Source organism: Pirellulales bacterium (genome assembly GCA_035939775.1).
Classification (GTDB): domain Bacteria; phylum Planctomycetota; class Planctomycetia; order Pirellulales; family DATAWG01; genus DASZFO01.
In genome coordinates this window covers 1-17,129 of sequence record DASZFO010000291.1, presented here as the reverse complement: position 1 = coordinate 17,129, position 17,129 = coordinate 1, and the positions used below count along the sequence as shown (strand labels likewise).

Below are 17,129 nucleotides of genomic sequence, written 5' to 3'. Positions count from 1 at the left end.
ATCTTGATAGGCCTGCTCGAAGACGCCGTCGAAATTGCCGATCGGCTGATGGTCGTGCAGAGCGAAAACGAATCGAATCACAGGGAGGCGGGGGGTCGGAGGTCAGAACTCAGAGGTCGGCAGGGCGGAATGTTGGAGTTGAGCCTTTAGGCCGGGGCCGGCAGGCTAAAGCCTGGACTCCAACGGTTGGTCGGAGGTCACTTCATTGCCATAATCAGCGCTCCTCTGGTTTTCCGAAAAACAACCCAACTTGGCAAGACCGGCAACAAGCGATTATCTAGCGAAGGTGCAAGAATCCTTGCGATCGGAGCGGTGCAACTCGGATAATCCGTATAAGAGGACGACGAAACGTTGCGGTCTGCGTTCATTTCGCCTGCCCATTTTTCCTAGCCGGAAGCGTCGGCAAGTCGGGGGATGGTTGTTCGACTTCCCGCTGAAACGCGGCGGCCTCTTCCGGCGGTACGGGATTGATGTAAAACCCGGTGCCCCATTCGAATCCCGCCGTGTTCGTCAGCCGCGGAATGATCTCGATGTGCCAATGATAGTGCGGCAATTCCTGCGAATCGAACGGGGCCGTGTGCAGAACGTAATTATACGCCGGGCGATCCACCGCCAATTCGATCCGATTGATCACCTCGCGCATCACGCGGGCCAGTTCATCGACGGCCGGTTTCTGGATGTTTTCGTAATGGCTGGAATGAAGCTTGGGCAGCACCCAGGTCTCAAACGGGAAGCGGCTGGCGAAAGGGCAGAAGGCGACGAAGCCCGGCGTGTCGAGCACGATCCGCTTTTCGCTCGCCAGTTCTTGATGAATCATGTCGCAGAATACGCAGCGGCCGCGGTAATTGTAAAAGCCCTGCGCCCCGGCGATCTCCTCACGGACGTTGACCGGCACGATCGGGGTGACGATCAACTGGCTGTGGGTATGCTCGAGCGACGCCCCGGCAGCGGCGCCGACATTCTTGAAAATCATCCCGTAGACGAGGCGACGGTCTTTCTTCAAGTCGACGAGCCGATCGTGATAAGCCCAGAAAACCTCGCGCAACTGCTTCTCGGATAGGTCGGACGTGCTGAGGACATGCTTTGGGGATTCGATGATCACCTCGTGCGCCCCGACGCCGCGCATCATGTCGTAGATGCCGTCGCCGCGTTTGTTCAATTCCCCTTCGATCTCGAGGGCGGGGAACCGGTTCGGCACGACGCGCACCCGCCAGCCGTCGCGATTGGCCGCCGCCCCTTGATTGCGATAGGCCAGCACCTCACCGGGAGTCTTGTCTTCGTTCCCTTCGCAAAACGGGCAAAAGCGGCCCGAATGCAACGTCGGCTGACTGATGAAATCGTGCGGCCGCTGCGCGCGGCTCTTGGCCACGATCACCCACCGTCCAACGATCGGGTCTTTGCGGAGATCAGGCATGGGAAGGGGCTGGGGACTGGGGGCTTGGGACTGGCGGCGAGGGATCACCTTCCGGGCGAGTGCCAAGAAACGTGCAAGTAAAGCTCGGTCTGATCATGGTCTTCGCCGTTGTGCTCAATTCCGCATTGCGCGTACACCAGTCCCCAGCCCCCAATCCCCAATCCCTACTTTCACCACCAGCGGACACTGAATTTGCTTCGGCTCGCCGGCTGGGGCTGAACACTCTCGCGCCAATCGACGGGCTTATAGGTCCGGAACACGCGGTCCCAGAAATCGAAGGTCATCCCGAAGTTGTAATGCCACATGTTGAACTTGTGATGAACGTAGTGCGTCGGCATCGACATCCAGAAGCATGCGGTGGGATTCTCATGCTGCAATTGATGCGAATACGCCGAGACCAAGGCATACAGGTTGCTGCCGATCAGGAAACCGATTCCCGCCGGCAGCGAATAGAAGAACGGCGGGATCATCAACACGAACGAAGGCTTCACATAGTCCAGGTATTCCCACAACACGCCTTGCCCTTCGTTGCGGGCATGGTGTTCGCGATGCACCTTGCCGACCGCCCGCCATTGATGCAAAACGCGATGCGCCCAATACTCGACGAAGCTGGAAAACACCAGCGATCCGACGAAGAACAGCGATCCGGTGACGAGGGCCTTGTTGTCCATGCCTTCCTTTCGTTCAGACGTGCCACATCAAGAGTTCGAAATCGGGGGACGGAACCGTCGTTTCGATTGCGCCTTCGTGAGGCACTCGCTCCACGACGGCCTCTTCGCGGATCAATTCCACGATCCAGTGTACTGGATCGCCTTGGGCGACTGCCAGACTCGACCACGGAATTGCTAATTCGAGAATCGAATCGGCGGCCGCCTGTATCGCCGAGCCGCTGACGGGAACATCGCGCTGGAATAATTGGGCGATCGGCTCGCGAGTCGCCGGCCGAACGACCAGCAGCTCGAAAGCCTCCGGCTCGAGAAAAGTGATCCGCAGGGCGTCCAGATCGGCCCATTGCTCACGGACGGGGCCGCCATGAGCGTCTAGTCGCAAATAGAGCCGCTCGACATCGAACCCGAAATACAGGGCCTCGACGCGACTGGGAGTGGCGGCGCTCATCGTGCCGCGATCGCCGCGCGGCAAGTACCGCCCGGCATTGAGCCATTCGAAATAGGTCTGGCGGCCGTCAACTTTAACGTCCAGCAAGCTAGTCGGCTCCGTGTGCAACCGCGGCTGGCTCGTCTTTTGCCGGATCGGCTGCAATAGCTCGGTCGGCACCGGGTCCTCCAACACGACGTACACGTTTTGGAGATGCTTGCGGAACAGCCGATCGAACAGATCTTGCTGCGGGCTGCTGTGACTATCGCCAAACCACCAGAACCAGTCGCTCCCTTCGGCGATCTGCAGCTCGCGCCGCGCGCGCTCGATCTGCTTGGGAGTCTTCTTTTTCTCGGCGATCGTGGCGGACAAGTGGGCTCGAGTTTCGTGGACCAAGTCCCAGCCTCGATTGCATTCCGGATGTCCAATCCAGATGCCGAAGTTGTGACTGATCCAACTGCCGGAAAACAGATGCCCGAGCTTGTCGGTCGCGGGGAACTCTTCCAGATAATCGCACATCCGAGTCGGAACGACCTTCGCGTGCTCGACGACCCGGCGATACATCCCGCGGAGAAATTCGACGCCGCTGTTCGGATAGTATTCCCAGCAGTTCTCGCCATCGAGAATAATGCTCACCAAGGTGGGCCGATGGCCGGCGTTGACGGTCGTCGCCCGACCGATCGCCTCCAGCTTGCCAAGAAAATCGTCGGCGGCCTGCTCGGGAGCCATCCGCTGATAGTTGAAGCCGATCTGATCGCTCATGGCATGGTCGCGGAAGACGATCTGCAAGGTCTTGCCCTTCTCCTCGACTCGCCAGGGGCGATAGAGCATTTCGGGATTGCGAAGAAAGCCCTGGCCGTCGCGAGCGACCCAGCCGTCGGTCGAGCGTGAGAGGATCTCTTCATCGGTGGCGATCCATTCGATCCCCGCCGCGGCGATGGCCGGGATGATCCCCTGCGCCACCGACCCTTCGGAAGGCCACATGCCGCGCGGCTTCTGGCCGAACAACTTCTCGTGATACGCGACGGCGCGGCGAATCTGGTCCACGCCGCTTTCCGGCGAAGCCTCGAGGTGCTGCGGCAGCACGACCCCGGGCATCGCTTGCCGCGCGAGTCGCTTGTCCCACAATAGCGGCAGAATCGGATGGTAAAATGGCGTGGTCGAGAGTTCCACTTGTCCTCGCTCGGCCAGCTCCTTATGAAGCGGGATCACGTCACGGAGCAATTCCATTTGCTTGGCGAGTAGCCATTGCTTTTCGGTTTCCGTCCAATGGTGGCCCTTGGTGCGAAGTGATTCCAACTCGGGATCGAGTTCGAAGGCCAGCGGATGCATCCAGACGAGATTCGACCAACATTGCAGGTCGAGAATGTCGCGCTTCGAGAAACGCTTGGCCGCCCGCGCCGCCGAATCGATCCCGAATCCGCGCTTCTCGTACAGCTCGTTATACCGCGGATAAGGGCGGATATTATGGTCCGGATGGACCATGAAAAAGTTGTCGAGCAAGAAGGCCAAGTCATCGGCTGACAGGGCATCGGCCGGCAGCCGCGACACGCGGAGATGAGCGTCGACGTGCGCGCCTTCTGTGTACTGCCGCAACTGCACGAGCAAGCTCGGCACGAGATTGATCGTGGCCTTGAACTCGGGAACCTCGAGCAGCAACCGGGCCATGCCCCAATAGTCCCGAGTGGCGTGGAGGCGGACCCAGGGCATCGGGTTTTCGCCCGCGACGTCGTCCGGATAATAAGGCTGATGCTGATGCCAGAGCAAAGCGAGGCGAACGTCGTGCATAGATCCTTCTTGTAGCCTGAATTCGCGAGAATTCAGTTGCTTTTTCCCTGAGCCTCGGAATCCTTGCGAATTCCGCTACGCCTGTCCGCTCGGCGCCAAAGCGCCCTGTCGCACCCTCGCCACCGTCGCATCATAAAGCGCCGCGTATTGCTTGGCGCTGCGGTCCCACGACCAATCTTCCTTCATGCCGCTGGTGATCAACCGCAGCCATGCGTCGCCGCGAGCATGATACGCCACCGCCCGCTTGATCGCGGCGGAGAGCGCTTGCGGCGATTGTTCGTGGAATGTGAACCCATTGGCGCTGCCTGCCGCCAACGTCTCTTCCGTCGTGTCCACGATCGTGTCGGCCAATCCGCCCGTCACCCGCACGACCGGCGGCGTTCCGTATTTCAGGCTGTACATCTGGCTCAATCCGCACGGCTCGAATCGGCTCGGCATGACGAACAGGTCGGCCCCCGCCTCGATCCGATGCGCAAGCGGATCGGAGAATTGCAGGCGAACTGCGACTTTTTGCGGATGCCGTTGGGCGAGCATCTGAAGCTGCTCCTGAAACTTGCCGTCTCCAGTGCCGAGCACGACCCATTGCGCCCGGCTGGTGAGCACCCATTCCTGAATCACCTGGATCAAGAGGTCGATCCCCTTTTGCTCGACCAACCGGCCGACAAACGCGATCAGCGGGGCAGCGTTGTCGCGCGGAAGGTTCAGCTCGGCGAGCAAGGCCGCCTTGTTCGCCGCCTTGCCGTCACGAACGTTTTCGACGCCGTATTCGGGCGTCAAATGCGGATCGATCGCCGGGTTCCACTGGCTGTAATCGACGCCGTTCAAAATGCCCGAGAGCACGCCGCGCCGGTGTTGTAGCACGCCTTCCAGGCCCGAACCGAGCGGGGCCGTGGTGATCTCCTCGGCATACCGCGGGCTGACGGTGTTGATCGCATCGGCGAACACCAGTCCAGTTTTCAATAGGTTCAAATTTCCGAAAAACTCCATTTGCCGCCAGTTGAAGTATTTCCAATCCAAGCCGGTCAGCACCATGTCCCAGTGCCAAAACGTGCCTTGGTAGGCGATGTTGTGGATGGTGAGCAAGCTGGCGATCTGTTCGAAGCCAGGGACGCCACGGTATTCAATCTTGAGGTAGGCGGGGATCAGCCCGGTCTGCCAGTCGTGAACGTGCAGCAGATCGACCTCTAGGTTGAGGTGGCGGATCGTCTCCAGCACGGCCCGGCTGAAGAACACGTATCGCTCGCAGTTGTCGCGATAATCCTGATTGCTGTTGCCATACAGGTGATCGCGGTCGAAATACTGGGGCTGCTCGACGAAATAGGCCGGCACGTCGCTGCCCGGCAGCCGCGATTTCAACAACCGGCCGGAGACGGTCTTGCGCCCGATGGGGATCGCCAGTTCCACCCCAAGTCGCTCCAGCCCATAACCGCCCTCAAGCACTTGCCGGTAGGCGGGCATGATGAGGGCCGTTTTATGCCCTAGCTTCGCCAATGTGGTGGGCAGGGCGCCGCAGACATCTGCCAAACCGCCGGTCTTGGCAAAGGGAACGGCCTCGCTGGCGGCTAACAGAATCTTCACGACAATGGCTCCCGAAATCAGCACAACCGGCGTAACCGTCGCCAGTTAACGTAGCAGAACCAGAACGACTTTTGAATGGCCCGGCGGCGTTGGGCCGCCGCCGCGCCCCGTCGCCAATCTTGCCCACTTTTTCATTGGTTCGCCGCCGAACAGTGAACTTTTCGCGCCTGCGGGAAGACTAACCTACAAACGTAGCTTACGGCGCCGACAGGCGTTACAATCGTGGATGGTAGCGTGAGCCGCTTCCTTGTCCGACCGAATGACGCAGCGTGTCTCCTCACGAAATCGCCGAAACCAGCCAATTGTATTTCGCGCGGATCCATCGGGCCGCGCTCGTCTTGTCGGGCAATCCCTGGGACGCGGACGATCTGGCGCAGGAGACGTTTCTGATCCTCGCCCGGCAGGCCGATCGCTTCGCCGGCCGTAGCTCGATTTACACTTGGTTGTATGGAATCCTGTTGAACCTCGAGCGGCGCGAGCGACGGAGGATCGGCACGCGGCGGCGGAAATTGCAGGTGCTATGGGGAAACGAATCGATCGACCAGCGCTCGGTCCCCGCGGCGGAAACATCCCTGGAAGTGTCCGAGTGGAAAAAAAGCCTGTGGGCGAAGGTCGCCGAACTGCCCGACGGCCAGCGGCAGGCGCTGGTCTTGCGATTCAGCGAACGCCTGGCATACGAGGAGATCGCCTTGGTTTTGGAATGCCCGTTGGGGACCGTGAAATCGCGAATCTTTAACGGCCTCGCATCACTGCGGGAATTGCTGAGCGCGGAGCATGATCTATCGCAGATTCCAGCGCACCCGCAGGAGGACGTCAACCATGCCGTTTGAACCGCGACTTTTTCGCGACGACGACGGTCCGCGCCGCCGGCCCGCCGATGCGACGGGGTTGGAGTCCTCGTTTGAGTCCGCGTTTGAGTCTACTGTGCAGAAGTTGGCGACGAATGAGGACGTGTTCGAACTGCCCGTCGAACTTGCGGCACTCGGCGAGCAACTGAGCGACGATGCCGACCGTTTGCCCCGCTTTTACCCGGCGGGGCGAACCGAATCTCGATTGCCGGCCAGTTTGGGCCAAGCGACTGGCGGCAGCGGCCGGATGATTCGCTGGGGAGGCGCGGCCGCCGTTTTGTTAATCGGGACGCTAAGTTGGCCGATGATTGCCGAGCGATCTGGCGATGGGATCCAGCCGACCGGCGATGTCCGATCCGCTGATGTGTCGCTCGCATCTCCCCCAGTGCCGTCAAATTCCGCGGTGCGATCGAATGCCGCCGCGGTTGAGTCGAAATCGATCCTTGGCGACGAAGCGTTCCCGGCCGCCCTTTTCCGCGGCCTCACCGGCGCCGAACAAGAAGCCGTGCTCGATTTGATGCAGGGCGACCCGCAGGGGCAATCGCAATTGTCGATTTGAGCTATGGCGGAGTCTTCGCATGGAATCTCGCGGAACTGAGTGCGTTTGTTTCGGCTCTTGGCTGATCGCCATCTTAGCGCTGGTTAGCGTCTCGCGCCCCTTGACCGCGAGCGAACCGGAAGCGAATGAGGGCGCCGCCGATCGGCTTTTGGCCACGACCGCCACGGTACGTTTCACGGTGCACGGCGCCGTGCCGCAGGCGGACGAGGTCGTTGTCGCCAGCGGCGCATTGCTGGGGAAGGGCCGGCTCGTCACGTTCGGCGGTGATCGCGAACCATTGGCGGCGCGATTCCGCGTCACGTTGCCGACAGGGGACCAGGCCGAGGCGAAACTTCGCGTTTGGGACCATTACTCGGGCCTGCTCCTGCTGAAGATCGACGCGGCCGAACTGCCTGGCTTGGAAATCGCCAGGGACCTGCCGAAAATCGGCGCGACGGTACTGACGGCGGCGGCGGCTGGGATCGAGCGGCCCGCCGTCTCCGCCGGGATTCTCGGCGGCGCCGATCGGACGCTGCCGGTCGTCGATCTGCCGCCGTTGTTGCAATGTGATTTGCGAACGACAGAAACCTCTAGCGGCGCAGCGGTGGTCGATCGCGATGCGCATCTGATCGGGATTGTCGCCGCGAACACTGCCCCGAGCGAACGGCCCGGTTGGACGTACGCGGTGCCGATGTCGCACGTCAAACGTTTGCTTGAAGCGGAAAAGGACGGGGAGTTGATCGAATTGAAGCGCCGCCGCCCGGCAGTTGGCTTCACTTTGGGCCCGGCCGAGCAAGAGGGGACGGTCCAAGTCGATCGCGTTCAGGACGGCCCGGCCGCTCGCGCAGGCATTAAGAAAGGCGATCTAATTCTTGAAGCCGATGGCCGGAGAATCCGAAGTGCCTATCAGGCCGTCAATCGAATCATGACGAAGCAGCCTGGGGACAAAATGACGCTGCTGATTGACCGCGGCGGCAAGCAGCGACAGGTCGAGCTGACTCTCGATGTCGCCGGCGGCCCACCGGTAGGCGCCCTGGAGGCTGATCGGCGACAGATTCAGGTCGGCCCGCAGTTGCGGGTTTCCAACCAGGGTCCGAACCAGATCACGGTCCGCAATAGCCAAGGGGTCGAAGAGGTCGGCATCGACGCGCCGATCCGTTCGCGCCGCCCCCCGACCGACGAAGTCGAAATGCTGCGAATCCAAATCAACGGATTCGAGAAAGTGATTCAAAAATTGCAGACCGAACTCTCAATCCGCGATCAGTCGCAGTCGGCAACTGACAAGCTCGTCCAATCGCTGCGGGAAGAGATTGCCGCGCTGAAGAAGCCGGAGGTCGGAGGTCGGAAGTCTGAGGTCGGAGGTCTGAAGTCGGAAGTCGGGGATCGCAAGCCAGTGGACGGTCGTTAGCTGGTTCGCTTGCGAACCGGAGGATGGTTGTTCGGCCGATCCTTATCTCCGTGCCGTCGCTGAACGCCGCAGAGGGGCGTTCCCGACAGTCGGCGACGGCGACTGTGGGCATCCGCCGCGGCAGATGCCGTTCCGAACCTGTGCCATTTTCAATCCGTGCCGTTCCGAACCCCGACATCTAAAACGCCGTGTTCGACTACGCCGCCAAATTCGATCACGGCCTGCCTTACGCTGAATTCCTAGGCAAATACGGCAGCGACGAACATCGCCGTCGCTGGGCGGCGGTGCATGATGCCGTGCATTTGACTGATGCGCAGCGGCAATTGCTCGGCAGCTTCAAACGCCAGATGAAGATCATCTGTCTCGCCGGCGCTTGGTGCGGCGATTGCGTCAACCAATGCCCGATGTTCGACCAGTTCGCCCGCGAGACGAGCACGATCCAGGTCCGTTATTTCGACCGCGACGCTAATCCCGATCTCGCGGCCGAGTTGACGATCTGCGGCGGGGCGCGCGTGCCGATAGTCGTGTTCTTGAGCGAAGACGGTCAGCAGGTGGGCTGGTACGGTGACGGCACGATTTCAAAATATCGCCAATTGGCCATCGATCAACTCGGACCATCCTGCCCGACCGGACTCGTCCCGCCAGATCGCTCGCTGCTCGACGGCGTGACGCAAGATTGGCTCACAGAATTCGAGCGCGTACAACTCCTCCTGCGAATCTCCCCGCGATTGCGTCAGATCCACGGCGATTGAACCCGATCCACGTCCTATGGACTCGCTATGAAATACGATCGCGGCCGAAATCACGTGCATTGTTTGTCTCGTCTCGCGATTCCCGTGATGCTTGCGGTCGGGCTTCCCCTCCGCGGCGGCGAGCCGAGCGACGCGCCGAAATCGGACCCCCAAAGGGTGGACCCGCACAAATCTCAATCCGAGCCGGCCGCCGAGCCGAAGCGCATCAAGCAATCCGACAAAGGCGTCGTGCTGCTCGAAGCTCGCGATGTCGTGATCCACGGGACGACGGTCCGGTACGAGCCCGACAAGAACACGATCGGCTACTGGAGCAAACAGACCGATTGGGTGAGCTGGGAGCTGGAGATGAATCAACCGGGCACGTTCAGCGTCGAGATGTACATGGGCTGCGGCGCGGGGAGCGGCGGGAGTCATTTCACGGTCGAGATGGCCGATCAGAAGCTGAGCGATAAAGTTCCAGACACGGGCAGCTTTCACAACTTTCGCCTCCGAAACGTCGGCGCCGTGAAGATCGACAAGCCGGGCAACTACACGTTATCCGTCCGGGCGATTGACAAGCCGGGCGTTGCCGTGATGGACTTGCGGTCGGTGACGCTCACGCCGACGAAGCATGCAGATTGAAAAAAGCCGACGGTTTTAAGAAAAACCCATTTGGTTGTGGCCAGTGGCCATGCCGGGGCCCCGGTTCGCAAGCGAACCGGCTAACGGTCGTCTTCCGGCGTCCGACCTCCAATATCCGACGTCTGGCCTCCGACCTCCGACTTTTGACTTTCCGCTCGCCCGATGAACGATCTCCCGCCGCCGACTGTTCTGGCTGAAGGCAAGTATCTGCGGCTCGTCGCCCGCGGGCATTGGGAGTATGCCGAGCGGACCACCGCAACCGGCGCGGTGGCGATCGTGGCGATCACCGCCCAGCGGCGGCTGGTGCTCGTCGAGCAGTTTCGGATTCCGCTTGGCGCTCCGGTCATCGAGTTGCCGGCTGGTTTGGCCGGCGATGTGATTGCCGAGACGGAAGAATCGCTGGCTGAGACCGCTCGCCGCGAGTTGCTTGAAGAAACCGGCTATGAAGCAGCCGAAATGCGGCTGATGCTCGCCGGCCCGACTTCGGCAGGGCTCTCGAACGAAGTCGTCACGTTCTTTGCGGCAACCGGGCTAAAAAAGATTCACGAAGGAGGCGGCGATCCGCATGAGAAGATCATCGTTCACGAGCCGCCGCTCGATGGGCTCGACCAGTGGCTCCGCGAGCGGGCCGCGGCCGGCGCGTTGATCGATCCGAAAATCTTCGCCGGGTTGTATCTCATCGAAGCGTGAAAAACCCGCTCTGAAATCGGCGTGAATCCAAGGAAGAAATCGTGAACGCGATTTTACAACTTGGCGCTCTTGGTGTCTTGGCGGTTCGACATCGGACGTGAGTTGCGTCTCACTCGCAGTGCCCGCAGTGGCCTTTGAGCAGGACCTCGGTGACCTCGCGGATCACGCTCTTCTTGGCTGCGGGAACTTGTTTGACGCTGACGCTGCCGCTGGGCAAGCACGAGACCTCGCCGCAATCGACGCAGACGAAATGCGGATGTTCGCCGGACACTTCGCCGCTGGATCGCCGCAATTCGAATCGCCAGACGTGATCGCCCAACTCAATCCTGGCCAAGATCCCCGCCTCGGTCAGCTCGACCAGGTTGCGATAGATGGTGGCCCTGTCAAAACTCTCGGAAGCCAGAAGATCGGCAACTTGGGCATGGCTTAGAGGGCTGGTCGCAGCGATAAGTTCCCGCATCACCGAAATCCGAGCCGCGGTCGCGCGTAAACCGACGGCGCGAATCTGCTTGCGGATCAAATCGAGCGCGGTCGGCTCGGTGGAACGCCTGGCCATGAGACGGAACTCGTTGAGGAATGGGCAATCTGTCAATGTTAACCTGCCGGGCTGCTGGTGGCGAGGGGCGTGAGGTGGTCTTGACGCGTCCGCCGCCGTTCCCTATCGTCCCGCCCGTCATGTCTCGCCGTTTCGCGCGAATTTCCCTGGTGGCCGCCTCGATTTCCTGTTGGCTGGCTGCGGTGTGGGCTGAAGAGCCGCCGCAACCCGCTTCGCAACAGGAGTTGCTCGTGCTGCGCAATGGCGAAGTACTAGGCGGCCGGATCGCGCGCGATGAAGGCTATTATCGCGTCGTGCTGGCCGACGGCGAATTGCGCGTCCGACTCTCGGATGCGGAGCTGGTCTGCCACAATCTTGACGAAGCCTACAACTTCAAGCGCAATCGGCTGGCGCTCGGCCGGGCCGACGATCATCTCGACCTCGCCGATTGGTGCTTGCACCAAGCGCTGCCTGGCTACGCCGCGAAGGAAATCAGCGCCGCGATGGCCCTCGATCCGCACAATCCGCGCAACGAGTTTCTCGATCGGCGTCTACGGCAGATGCTCGAAACCCCGCCGCCGGCGCCTGCCGAGAAGGTCGCCACGATTCAACAAGTGACCAACGAAGATCTGGATCGCCTGGTCCGCGGCATGCCGCAGGGAACCGTCGAAGCATTCACGGCCACGATCCAGCCGCTATTGATGAATGGCTGCGCCACCTCGGGCTGTCACGGCCCAGGCTCGAAATCGAGCTACATCATCCTCCGCATTCCGAGCGATCGGATCGGAACTCGCCGCCTGACGCAGCGGAACTTGCAGAGCACGGTCCAGATGCTCGACTATCAGAATCCACAGCAGAGCCGCTTGCTTTCGGCCGCTAGCCGGCCGCATGGGTCCGCCGGCTCGGCGATCTTCGATCCGCAAACGGTGAAATACCGGCAGTTGGCTAGTTGGATCGCGCTGGTGACGCAAAAGGCCCCCGGCACACCCGATCCAACCGACCAACCCGCCACGGTCGGCATCGGCGGGCAATCGGCCAAGAACCTGAACCAAGCGAGCGGCAGTCTCTCCGCCGGCGCTTGCGAGAGCGATGCGCGACCGGCCAAGCCTTCCTATCGAAATCGGGTTTCCAAGGCCATCACTGCGCGACGCGATTCAGACGCGGCCGGGAAGGATCGCCCGCCGCCGTTTCCACAAACACCTCAGGCCGGCGTGAATTCTGATACGCCCGCAAAGGATGGCATCGATCCGTTCGACGCCGAGGCGTTCAATCGCCAGTTCGTCGATCCGACTTCGGGCGATCAGAACGGCAAATAGTGCCCTCACGGCAGGTGGCCGCGAGTCTCAGTCGAGCACGATCTCGCCGCGACGCAGCGCATGCAGGAACTCACGATTGCTTGTAAGCAGGTCGGGATGCTCCAAAAGTTCATCGGGCGTTAGCCAATGGACCGATTCGACCTCGGCTGGATTAGGACGCAGCGGCAGTGCGATGTCGAGCCGCGCCTGCCACCATGCTAGTTCGACTTCCCACGTCGTGACGCTCCGCCAAACCGGTCGCACCGGCTCGATCGGCGCCTCCAATTCCTCGCGGATTTCGCGCACGAGGGCCTCACGCTCGGACTCGCCGGCGTCGATTCCGCCGCCCGGAAAGCAAATGGCCCTGGGGGCCACCACGTGGCTCGACCGACGAATCACCAGCAACCGGCCCTGATGGCCAACGACCGCGACGACTCCGCGGCGACCAGGGTTAGGAGGCGCGGGATTCAAGCTTGCTAAACCCGACATTCCGCGCGAATACTCCAATGCAAAGCCGGATTCTTTCCACCAATAGACACGGTATCGTAGACGAATGTGGCTGGGCGTGCGATACTCAGGAAATGAACGATCAATTGGCACAGAGGTTTCAGCAAAAAATGGAGAGAAAGCGTTCTATGGCGGGATCACGTGAGCAGCGTTATTCTTTTGCCGGCGCGTTCCTAGCGTTATTGATTGGCTGCGGAGTCATCGTGGTGTTTTCCGTGGGGTGCAATCGACAAGGATCCGCCACGACCACACAATCGGCGGCGGAGAGTTCCGACTCAAAGTCCGCGAGCAACCCGACGAAGAACGCGGACATCAGCTCCGACATCTCGGACGAGGAAGCGGCGGCAATCGTGTCGAAGATCACCGACGAAAAGGCCCCCCCGAAGAAATTCGTGCGATACCAGGATCTGACGTCCCAATGGGACGTGGCGGACAAACCGGCCGACGATAAAGAGAACGCGTTCAAGCCGCCCCGCGTCCGGCGGCGCGTCAAGCTGTTTAGCGACAATAGCACGGTGGCCGACGGTCCGTATATCGAATGGTATCCCAACGGCCAGAAGTCTTTGGAAGGAGAATATGTTGACGGATTGAAACAGGGACCTTGGAAGGTCTGGTACGACAACGGCAAGCTGTGCCGAACTGAAAACTATTTGAATGGCAAGCTCGAAGGATCGTGGAAGATCTACCACGACGACGGCACGCTGAAGGCCGAAGAGAGCTATCGCGACAACAAGCGCGACGGCCGATGGATCGCATACGATAAACTCGGCAAGCTGCCGGCGGACCAGTGGGATTACAAGGCCGGACTCCCGAGCGGTGTCTGGATCCATTATTATGCCGACGGAAAAAAGGGCGCCGAGCAGCACTACGTGGACGGCAAGCGCGAAGGCGAACAGACCGACTGGTACGACAATGGCCAGATCAAACGTGTCCAGCATTTCAAGAACGACCAGCTCAACGGCAAGGAAGTCCGCTGGAACAAAACCGGCGAAAAGGAGAAGGAAATCGAATGGCTCGGCGGCCAAATCGTGTCCACTTCTAACGGGGCCCCTGCCGAGAAGTAGACGCGCTTTTGCTTGCGACGCCGGTAAAATGGGCGCTAAATCCGGCTTTTCGCGGTAGCGCGGCGTCAACGACCGTCGAAAAACTTGGGGCACTTGGATACAATTTCTGGTCGCCCGAATGCCGTGCGGCGTAATAATGCTTGGGGCCGCCAGTCGCCGTTTAGGCGGAGCGGATAGATCGCACCACCTCTATCGCTCGACCACGCTCGCAGACGGCTTGCCGGACTGGCAAAATGGCCACCAGGTGATGCGGCTCGGCGGGTCGCAATCTATGGTTGTGTTGATCTATTGGCGTGGCGCATGCGGTCGAATCCACTCAAGTAAAGGCTTTTCATGGACAATCCAGTTCCCAGCAACGGACTGCCTCCCTCCGACGAGCCGCCCGTCGCCGGCAAAGGTCCATCGGGCCGCCCCACCGTGCCGCGGCCACGGATGAGCGTTTCAACGGCTTGGTTCATGGTGATCATGTTCGCGATCGTGGCGCTCGTTTATTTCAGCCACGAGGGGGGTGGACGCTCCGAAATCACCTATAGCTTCTTTCACGATCAACTCGAAAAGAACAACATCGGCGAGGCGGAGTTCTCGCAACAACAGTTGTTGGGGAAGTTTAAGGTTGCTCCCGTCGCCCCGAAACAACCCGACGCCGAGGAGGCGGAGTCTGCCACAAAGGCGCCGCCGGAACATTTGCATCAGGAGTTCAAGGTGACGCTGCCGCCGTCGGACGTCACCATCGACGAAGTTCGCAAAGAAATGGACAGGAAGCAAGTCATCGTCAGCGCCCGCTTGGGGTCGGAGAATTCGATCTGGTATATGTTCTTGATCTGGGGACTGCCGCTGTTGTTGATCATCGGCCTGTGGTGGTTCCTCATCCGCCGCACGCGTGACCAATTCCTCGGGGGCGGAATCCTTTCGGGGTTCAGCAAGAGCCCGGCTAAACGCTACGAGACCATGCGGCGGCCGATCACTTTCGCCGACGTCGCCGGCCTGGAAGGGGTCAAGCACGATTTGGAGGAAGTGGTCGAATTCTTGAAAAACCCGGAGAAGTTCCAACGGCTCGGCGGCCGAGTTCCCAAGGGGATTCTCTTGATGGGACCGCCGGGCACGGGCAAGACGCTCTTAGCGCGGGCAGTGGCCGGGGAAGCGGGCGTGCCGTTTTTCTCGATCAGCGGATCGGAATTCATTCAGATGTTCGTTGGAGTTGGCGCGAGTCGAGTCCGCGATATGTTCAAAACGGCGAAAGATGCCGCTCCAGCGATCCTGTTTATCGACGAGATCGACGCCGTCGGCCGGCATCGCGGAGCGGGGCTGGGCGGCGGTCACGACGAGCGCGAGCAGACGCTGAATCAAATCCTGAGCGAGATGGACGGCTTCAGCCAGAATGAATCGGTGATCGTGCTGGCGGCCACGAACCGCCCCGACGTGCTCGATCCGGCATTGCTTCGGCCGGGCAGGTTCGACCGGCATATCACCGTCGATCGACCGACGCAAAAGGGGCGAGTCGCCATTTTCAAGGTCCACGTCCGCGGCGTCCCGCTGGCGGATGATGTCGATCTCGAGCGGCTGGCGAGCGGCACCGTTGGGCTCACGGGCGCCGACATCCGCAATCTGGTCAACGAGGCGGCCCTTTGGGCCACCCGTTGCGGCAAGGACAAGGTCACCATGGACGACTTTGAATACGCCCGCGACAAGGTACTGATGGGTTCTAAACGCGACGAGGTGCTCACGGGCAAAGAGAAAACGATGACGGCTTATCACGAAGCGGGGCACGCCCTGCTCGCCTGGATTTTGCCGGGCATCGATCGACTACACAAAGTGACCATCGTCCCGCGCGGCCGCGCGCTGGGCGTCACTCAGCTCTTGCCGGAAGAAGATCGGCTGAATATCAATGAATCCGAGCTGCGGAGCCGATTGATCTTCACGCTCGGCGGCCGGGCCGCGGAGAAACTCGTGTTCGGCGAGTATTCGGCCGGAGCTGAAAACGATTTAGCTCAAGTGACCAAGCTAACTCGGAGAATGGTGGCCCATTGGGGCATGAGCGAGCGGCTCGGCCCAGTGGCTTATCGCACCAGCGAGGAGCATCCGTTCCTCGGCCGCGAAATCTACGAACAGCGCGAGTTTAGCGAACACACGGCCCAGGTCATCGACGAAGAGGTTTCTCGCATTCTCCACGAGGCCGCCGATCAGGCCCAACAGCTCTTGGCGGAGCGTCGCGAGAAGCTTGACGCGGTCGCGCACGCCTTGGAAGAAAAGGAAGTGCTCGACGACGCGGAAATCGAGGAACTCATCGGCCCGTCGGCATACAAGAACCGCGCCGAAACCAACGGCAAGGCGCACGACGACGCAGCCAAGCCGACCGGTACGGAACCCGTTGCGAAGGTATAGAACCCCTCGGAAAACCGCCGGGGACTGTCCCGTTCTCCCAGGCGGTTTTCTGAGGGGCTCTTAAGGAGAATCGCCCGATGGCGGCAGAGCCGAAAGTCAGGGAAGCGCAGTTGGCCCACATCGTGTTCTTTGCGCTGAACGATTCCACGCCGGAGAATCGCCGAAAACTCGTCGAGGCCTGCAAGACGCATCTGACCGATCATCCGGGCGAGGTCTATTTTTCCGTCGGCACGCCGAACCCGGATCTCCAGCGGGACGTGAACGACCGCGACTTCGACGTGGCGTTGCACGTGGTATTCGAGAGCCGCGCGGCCCACGACGCCTATCAATCCGCCCCGCGACATCTCAAATTCATCGAAGAGAACAAGGCGACCTGGAAGAAAGTCCGCGTGTTCGATTCCGACGTGCGGTGATCGGATGGCGGGGCATTCAGCGCTTCCGACGACGCGGCGGAAATCGGTAGATGGCAAGGGCAGATTCACAAAGACACCGGGCTCGCCAAGAGTGGGATTTCGGAAGTCCTGGCTGGAAAGAAGTCATTTAGCCCAGATTATTCATGAGCTGGCGTTTCGGGGGAGTTGAGCGATGGGAATGCGGGTTTCTTGCGGTCATGG

The 17,129-nt window shown here is 60.8% G+C and carries 16 protein-coding genes; 10 read left to right on the top strand and 6 right to left on the bottom strand.

Annotation, left to right across the window (positions count from 1 at the left end):
• Positions 1–364: 364 nt before the first annotated feature.
• From galT to glgA, 4 genes are all read right to left on the bottom strand, one after another.
• Positions 365–1,414, bottom strand: a complete 1,050-nt coding sequence (gene galT / locus VGY55_17985) for a galactose-1-phosphate uridylyltransferase (GenBank protein ID HEV2971870.1) — start codon at positions 1,412–1,414, stop codon at positions 365–367.
• A 170-nt stretch (positions 1,415–1,584) separates the two neighbouring features.
• Entirely contained in the window at positions 1,585–2,085 is a 501-nt protein-coding gene (locus tag VGY55_17980) for a sterol desaturase family protein (protein ID HEV2971869.1), read from the bottom strand.
• Between the two features lie 13 nt (positions 2,086–2,098).
• Positions 2,099–4,297 carry a glycoside hydrolase family 57 protein gene (locus VGY55_17975; protein ID HEV2971868.1) on the bottom strand — a complete coding sequence of 733 codons (2,199 nt, stop codon included), beginning with the start codon at positions 4,295–4,297 and terminating at the stop codon, positions 2,099–2,101.
• A gap of 75 nt (positions 4,298–4,372) precedes the next feature.
• Entirely contained in the window at positions 4,373–5,875 is a 1,503-nt protein-coding gene (gene glgA / locus VGY55_17970) for a glycogen synthase GlgA (GenBank protein HEV2971867.1), read from the bottom strand.
• Positions 5,876–6,144: 269 nt separating this feature from the next.
• Here glgA and VGY55_17965 point away from each other — a divergent pair, with 269 nt between their 5' ends.
• The 6 genes from VGY55_17965 (at position 6,145) to VGY55_17940 (ending at position 10,732) form a co-directional block, all read left to right on the top strand.
• Positions 6,145–6,705: a sigma-70 family RNA polymerase sigma factor gene (locus VGY55_17965; protein HEV2971866.1), complete on the top strand. Its 561-nt coding sequence runs from the start codon at positions 6,145–6,147 to the stop codon at positions 6,703–6,705.
• Entirely contained in the window at positions 6,695–7,282 is a 588-nt protein-coding gene (locus tag VGY55_17960; GenBank protein HEV2971865.1) for a hypothetical protein, read from the top strand. Before VGY55_17965 ends, VGY55_17960 begins: the two co-directional genes overlap by 11 nt.
• A gap of 19 nt (positions 7,283–7,301) precedes the next feature.
• A complete protein-coding gene (locus VGY55_17955) occupies positions 7,302–8,669 on the top strand; it encodes a S1C family serine protease (protein HEV2971864.1) in 1,368 nt (455 codons plus the stop codon).
• Positions 8,670–8,857: 188 nt separating this feature from the next.
• A complete protein-coding gene (locus tag VGY55_17950; GenBank protein ID HEV2971863.1) occupies positions 8,858–9,421 on the top strand; it encodes a thioredoxin family protein in 564 nt (187 codons plus the stop codon).
• Between the two features lie 27 nt (positions 9,422–9,448).
• Positions 9,449–10,042, top strand: a complete 594-nt coding sequence (locus tag VGY55_17945) for a hypothetical protein (GenBank protein HEV2971862.1) — start codon at positions 9,449–9,451, stop codon at positions 10,040–10,042.
• A 162-nt stretch (positions 10,043–10,204) separates the two neighbouring features.
• The gene (locus VGY55_17940; GenBank protein ID HEV2971861.1) at positions 10,205–10,732 is read left to right on the top strand and encodes an NUDIX hydrolase; all 528 of its coding nucleotides are present in this window, start codon (positions 10,205–10,207) and stop codon (positions 10,730–10,732) included.
• A gap of 109 nt (positions 10,733–10,841) precedes the next feature.
• On the opposite strand, the gene VGY55_17935 is transcribed toward VGY55_17940, so the two are convergent.
• Positions 10,842–11,288 (bottom strand): transcriptional repressor, encoded by a 447-nt coding sequence (locus tag VGY55_17935; protein ID HEV2971860.1) that lies wholly within the window; start codon positions 11,286–11,288, stop codon positions 10,842–10,844.
• A 119-nt stretch (positions 11,289–11,407) separates the two neighbouring features.
• Between VGY55_17935 and VGY55_17930 the strand changes: the two genes are divergently transcribed.
• Positions 11,408–12,583 carry a hypothetical protein gene (locus VGY55_17930; protein HEV2971859.1) on the top strand — a complete coding sequence of 392 codons (1,176 nt, stop codon included), beginning with the start codon at positions 11,408–11,410 and terminating at the stop codon, positions 12,581–12,583.
• A 27-nt stretch (positions 12,584–12,610) separates the two neighbouring features.
• On the opposite strand, the gene VGY55_17925 is transcribed toward VGY55_17930, so the two are convergent.
• Positions 12,611–13,051 carry an NUDIX domain-containing protein gene (locus VGY55_17925; GenBank protein ID HEV2971858.1) on the bottom strand — a complete coding sequence of 147 codons (441 nt, stop codon included), beginning with the start codon at positions 13,049–13,051 and terminating at the stop codon, positions 12,611–12,613.
• 233 nt (positions 13,052–13,284) lie between these two features.
• Between VGY55_17925 and VGY55_17920 the strand changes: the two genes are divergently transcribed.
• From VGY55_17920 to VGY55_17910, 3 genes are all read left to right on the top strand, one after another.
• The gene (locus tag VGY55_17920) at positions 13,285–14,133 is read left to right on the top strand and encodes a toxin-antitoxin system YwqK family antitoxin (GenBank protein HEV2971857.1); all 849 of its coding nucleotides are present in this window, start codon (positions 13,285–13,287) and stop codon (positions 14,131–14,133) included.
• 432 nt (positions 14,134–14,565) lie between these two features.
• A complete protein-coding gene (gene ftsH, locus VGY55_17915; GenBank protein HEV2971856.1) occupies positions 14,566–16,515 on the top strand; it encodes an ATP-dependent zinc metalloprotease FtsH in 1,950 nt (649 codons plus the stop codon).
• A 77-nt stretch (positions 16,516–16,592) separates the two neighbouring features.
• Positions 16,593–16,928: a Dabb family protein gene (locus tag VGY55_17910; protein HEV2971855.1), complete on the top strand. Its 336-nt coding sequence runs from the start codon at positions 16,593–16,595 to the stop codon at positions 16,926–16,928.
• The last annotated feature ends 201 nt before the right edge of the window (positions 16,929–17,129 follow it).

Bases quoted from the DNA above. Each gene is read 5' to 3' on its own strand.
- galT (HEV2971870.1), bottom strand. From the start codon at position 1,414: ATGCCTGATCTCCGCAAAGACCCGATCGTTGGACGGTGGGTGATCGTG.
- VGY55_17980 (HEV2971869.1), bottom strand. From the start codon at position 2,085: ATGGACAACAAGGCCCTCGTCACCGGATCGCTGTTCTTCGTCGGATCG.
- VGY55_17975 (HEV2971868.1), bottom strand. From the start codon at position 4,297: ATGCACGACGTTCGCCTCGCTTTGCTCTGGCATCAGCATCAGCCTTAT.
- VGY55_17960 (HEV2971865.1), top strand. From the start codon at position 6,695: ATGCCGTTTGAACCGCGACTTTTTCGCGACGACGACGGTCCGCGCCGC.
- VGY55_17955 (HEV2971864.1), top strand. From the start codon at position 7,302: ATGGAATCTCGCGGAACTGAGTGCGTTTGTTTCGGCTCTTGGCTGATC.
- VGY55_17945 (HEV2971862.1), top strand. From the start codon at position 9,449: ATGAAATACGATCGCGGCCGAAATCACGTGCATTGTTTGTCTCGTCTC.
- VGY55_17940 (HEV2971861.1), top strand. From the start codon at position 10,205: ATGAACGATCTCCCGCCGCCGACTGTTCTGGCTGAAGGCAAGTATCTG.
- VGY55_17935 (HEV2971860.1), bottom strand. From the start codon at position 11,288: ATGGCCAGGCGTTCCACCGAGCCGACCGCGCTCGATTTGATCCGCAAG.
- VGY55_17930 (HEV2971859.1), top strand. From the start codon at position 11,408: ATGTCTCGCCGTTTCGCGCGAATTTCCCTGGTGGCCGCCTCGATTTCC.
- VGY55_17925 (HEV2971858.1), bottom strand. From the start codon at position 13,051: ATGTCGGGTTTAGCAAGCTTGAATCCCGCGCCTCCTAACCCTGGTCGC.
- ftsH (HEV2971856.1), top strand. From the start codon at position 14,566: ATGAGCGTTTCAACGGCTTGGTTCATGGTGATCATGTTCGCGATCGTG.
- VGY55_17910 (HEV2971855.1), top strand. From the start codon at position 16,593: ATGGCGGCAGAGCCGAAAGTCAGGGAAGCGCAGTTGGCCCACATCGTG.